Genomic DNA, 3,647 nt, shown 5'->3' with positions numbered 1-3,647 from the left:
ATATCTTGATAAAAGCTATTTAACGATGTTAGCTTTATTTCTTTATGTATATTATCTCTCAAAAATTTCTTTATATATGCATCGCCGCCGATATTTGCTATTACGATATCGCCGTTTTTTACCTCTGCGTCCAGGTCGACTACTATAGCGTCGCCATCTTGAGCAAATGGCTCCATACTATCCCCATAAACTTTAATCACATCGTAATTTTTAAGAGGTATTTTTAACACCTGTTCCATAAAATCTCTACCGATAGGGATTATAGAGTAATTTTGTGTGTCGTTGTTCGAGCCGTAACCCGCGCTTGCCGTCACATCCTCAAAATATCTTAAATAAGCTTGATCTTTATATGGTTTTTTAACCTTATTAGCACTTAAGTTAACGAATTTTAGTTTTGCCGTTGAGGTTATCCCTTTTGAGCGCCATGTAGCAGCCGTACTTCTAGAGTAGCCGAGCTTTTCTGCTACATCTTCGAGACTGTCAACTCTAAAAAACTTTTTCATATTTTCAAATATGATTTTATCTTTCTGATCGCCCATTTCTGCCCCTTTAGTTAAAAATTTTATTTAATAAGGTATTTTTACCTTGACAATAAGGTAAAAATACTATATAATACTTTCAAATCTTTGAAGAAAAATTATATCTCATTCGAGATTAAAACTTTCAAAGGTTTGTAAAAAAGTCTTAGATTTCTATTTTTAACAATAAAAATCTAGATGGAAGGAGTTGCCAGGTGATAAGGGATTATTTTAAAAATAACTGCATAAGCATTAGGCAGTGGGCGAAAAAGCATAATCTAAGCGAGCGTACTACCTATATGGTAATCAACGGCGAAGTACTCGGAAACAAGAATTTTAAGACGTCGAAAAAGGTATTCGAAGCGCTTTTGAGTGAGGGCATAATCAAACAGATGCCTGCAGGATTTATCAAAAAACAAGACGAAGAAGCGGATAAAAAGGCTAGTTGATGTTGTATGTCGAGACTACGGCGGCAGCTAAGATTTTTAGCGTCTCTTCGAGCGCATTAAAGGAAGCTTCGCGTCGCCACTCCCTCAAATACCCATTCATCCGCCTTCAAAACGTCGGCGCTAGGAGCCGCGGCGGAGCGAAGCTGCTTTTTGAGGTCAGTATCGCAGATATTGACGCTGCTATTAAGCGCGGAAAAATCGACAAAAATATAAACGTATGGCTAAGCGATACCACTTCTGAAAACGGAGTAAAACAGATGAAATTTAGCGATGTAAAGGGTCGTGATCTCGGCACGCAAGACGTAAAAGAGCAAAAAGATGGATCAGATGAGCCGGGCGGTTCAAGCTATGCGATGCTAAGCCCTGCAGATAAAAGCAAGGCGAACGAGAAGATTAAAATTCTCAAAGAGTGGGAAGAGGCAAAGAAGAGCAACGTGCCCTCTAAAAGGTTTTGCAAAAGCTTCGGCGTGAGCGAAGCAAACCTTTTTAGATGGCAAAGAGCATATAGGGCAGGCGGCGCGGTCGCTTTGGTAGATAATCGCGGTAAACACAGAAAGAGCGAAAGCAAGCTTGAGCCGTGGATGAGCGAGTTCGTGCTTGATAAATTTCGCGCTTACGGCGCGGGCGGTCTAAACGTCGCTCAGCTTTGGCGGGATCTACATAAAGAGTATTTTTATCGCCACGGCGAGCCGCATAACTATCCTAAATTTTTATGTGGCGCCATAAAGCCGCTCTTTGATGCGGGCGTCGTAAAAAGGTATTTGGATAATTATTATGCAGATCCTGCTCGCCGCCTCGAGTACATAATGATAACTAAAGGCGAAGACAAGGCAAAAAGCTATTTTCAGCCCGCCATGGGGGATCAAGGCGAGATCATCACGCGCAGAAATCAATGCTGGCAGATAGATAGCTCGCCGCTTGACGTGATGGTGCGCGACGGCGAAAAAGGCGAAGCAATACGTGCAAACGTGCTAAGTATAGTCGATGTTTATAGCGGTCGCTGCGTAGCGAGTATCGAGCGAAAATCAAACGCTTTAGGGCTAATTCGATTGATGTGGAAGGCGCTAAGCAAATTTGGAAAGCCGGACTTTATCAAGGGCGATAACGGCAAGGATTATCTAAGCGATCAATTTCAGCACCTATTAAACGGGCTAGGGATCGATTACGACAGAGCTATCGCATACAGCGGCGACGAGAAGGGATTTGTGGAAAGACATTTCGGCACGCTCCAGCACGGCGGGATTTCACAAACGCCGGGCTATATCGGCTTCAATCTTGCAATGCGCGAGGCGGTAGAGCAGCGCACGCCTAAAAAGGAAAGGCACGCTAAAGATGAAAACGGGCTCCCGAAAAAGACAAATTTAAAATACCTATTAACCCTGCAGCAGGTGCGAGCCAGATTTGAAACTGAGGTACTGACCTGGGATCTGATGAGCGTAGGAAGAAAGAGAAACAGCCCGATAAATAGATGGAATGCCGACGATACACCGCTAAAGGGCGTCAGACTCGATGAGTTTATGCTTCATGCAGGAGGCTTAGAGCGAAGGGTAGTCGGCAAAAAGGGCATCAATTACGAGGCAATGCAATTTGTCAGCCAATTTTTGCCGAGCGTAGGCACGGAAGTATTCATAAGCGAAAATATCGATGACGTAAGCAGCGTATTCGTGTTTGATAAGAGCGGAAATTTCATCTGCGAAGCCAAAGATAAAAACATTTGCCCTATGAGCGCCGAGATGTATAAGATGGTCAAAAAGGTCTTTAAGGACGAGATGAAGGCGATCAGAGCAGTCATCAAACGAGCTGAATTCAGCGAGTTTACGAGACTAAACGTCGATTATGACCTTGAGGTAATGCTTGCGGCGCATAAAGAAGCCCTAAAGCCTGAAAATTTTGTTTATGAAGATAACGACCAGGTAAAAGCCGTAAAGGAAACGATTAAAACCCAAAAAGAGATAAACGAAATCAGCGCCAAAGCGTTTAACTATGAGAGTTTGGAAGTGAGTGTGGCGAAACAGAGGGCTAAATTTAGCCTCGATGACGCCATAGAGATGGCGAGCGGTGAATAAGCTTTTCAAAAAGCATTTTAAAAGTGCTTTTTAAAGGGCTTTAAACGGATTTTAAAGACTTTAAATTTTAAAAGAAAGGATGAAAAATGAAGCTGGCAAACGACATAGTGCGGTTCATCAAAGAAAACGAAAAAAGCGGTATGAGCCAAAACAAATTCGCAAAGCTTTTGGGGATTAATCCCGCATATATTTCGGGATATATCAAGGAGGGATCCTCCTACAAATATGCACACAAAGTAGAAGGACCCGCAAAAAACTACATTGATAATTTTATCAAAAAAATCGATGTAACGCAAGATGAGCTGCCTTTCATCAAAACCCGCGATGCAAAAAGCATCCATGCGGTCATAAACTGGGCGGTCAAAGATCGCGATATGGCAATGATTAGCGGCGCGGCAGGCAGCGGAAAGACGAGGGCTATTAAAGAATATGTTCGCACGCATCCGGATAGCATCCTCATTGAAGCTACGATCAACACGTCTGCAAAAAGCCTTTTTAAAATTTTAACGGCTGAGCTCGGATTGGAGAGCAAGGGGTGCATCGACGATCTGATCCGTCGTAGTGCGGCCGAGCTGAAAAAGCTCAGTAAAACGATCATCATAGACGAGGCGGAG

Annotated in this window: 4 protein-coding genes; 3 read left to right on the top strand and 1 reads right to left on the bottom strand. The window is 43.0% G+C overall.

Annotated elements, in window-relative coordinates:
• Positions 1-539 (bottom strand): S24 family peptidase (locus Q0236_RS08445; protein WP_297916872.1); only part of this gene is annotated, 539 nt, incomplete at its 3' end.
• Between the two features lie 194 nt (positions 540-733).
• Between Q0236_RS08445 and Q0236_RS08440 the strand changes: the two genes are divergently transcribed.
• The 3 genes from Q0236_RS08440 to Q0236_RS08430 form a co-directional block, all read left to right on the top strand.
• On the top strand, positions 734-967 hold the full coding sequence (locus Q0236_RS08440) for a hypothetical protein (RefSeq protein ID WP_297916870.1): 234 nt from the start codon (positions 734-736) through the stop codon (positions 965-967).
• Positions 967-3,033 carry a DDE-type integrase/transposase/recombinase gene (locus Q0236_RS08435; protein ID WP_297916868.1) on the top strand — a complete coding sequence of 689 codons (2,067 nt, stop codon included), beginning with the start codon at positions 967-969 and terminating at the stop codon, positions 3,031-3,033. The genes Q0236_RS08440 and Q0236_RS08435 overlap by 1 nt, the downstream gene beginning before the upstream one ends.
• 86 nt (positions 3,034-3,119) lie before the next feature.
• Positions 3,120-3,647: AAA family ATPase (locus Q0236_RS08430; RefSeq protein ID WP_297916866.1), on the top strand; the 528-nt coding region annotated here is incomplete at its 3' end.

It is taken from the genome of uncultured Campylobacter sp. (assembly GCF_938031315.1).
In the GTDB taxonomy this organism is placed as follows: Bacteria; Campylobacterota; Campylobacteria; order Campylobacterales; family Campylobacteraceae; genus Campylobacter_B.
Note: the sequence above shows the minus strand (reverse complement) of the source record. Positions and strands in the feature narration are given on the sequence as shown.

Bases quoted from the DNA above. Each gene is read 5' to 3' on its own strand.
- Q0236_RS08435 (WP_297916868.1), top strand. From the start codon at position 967: ATGTTGTATGTCGAGACTACGGCGGCAGCTAAGATTTTTAGCGTCTCT.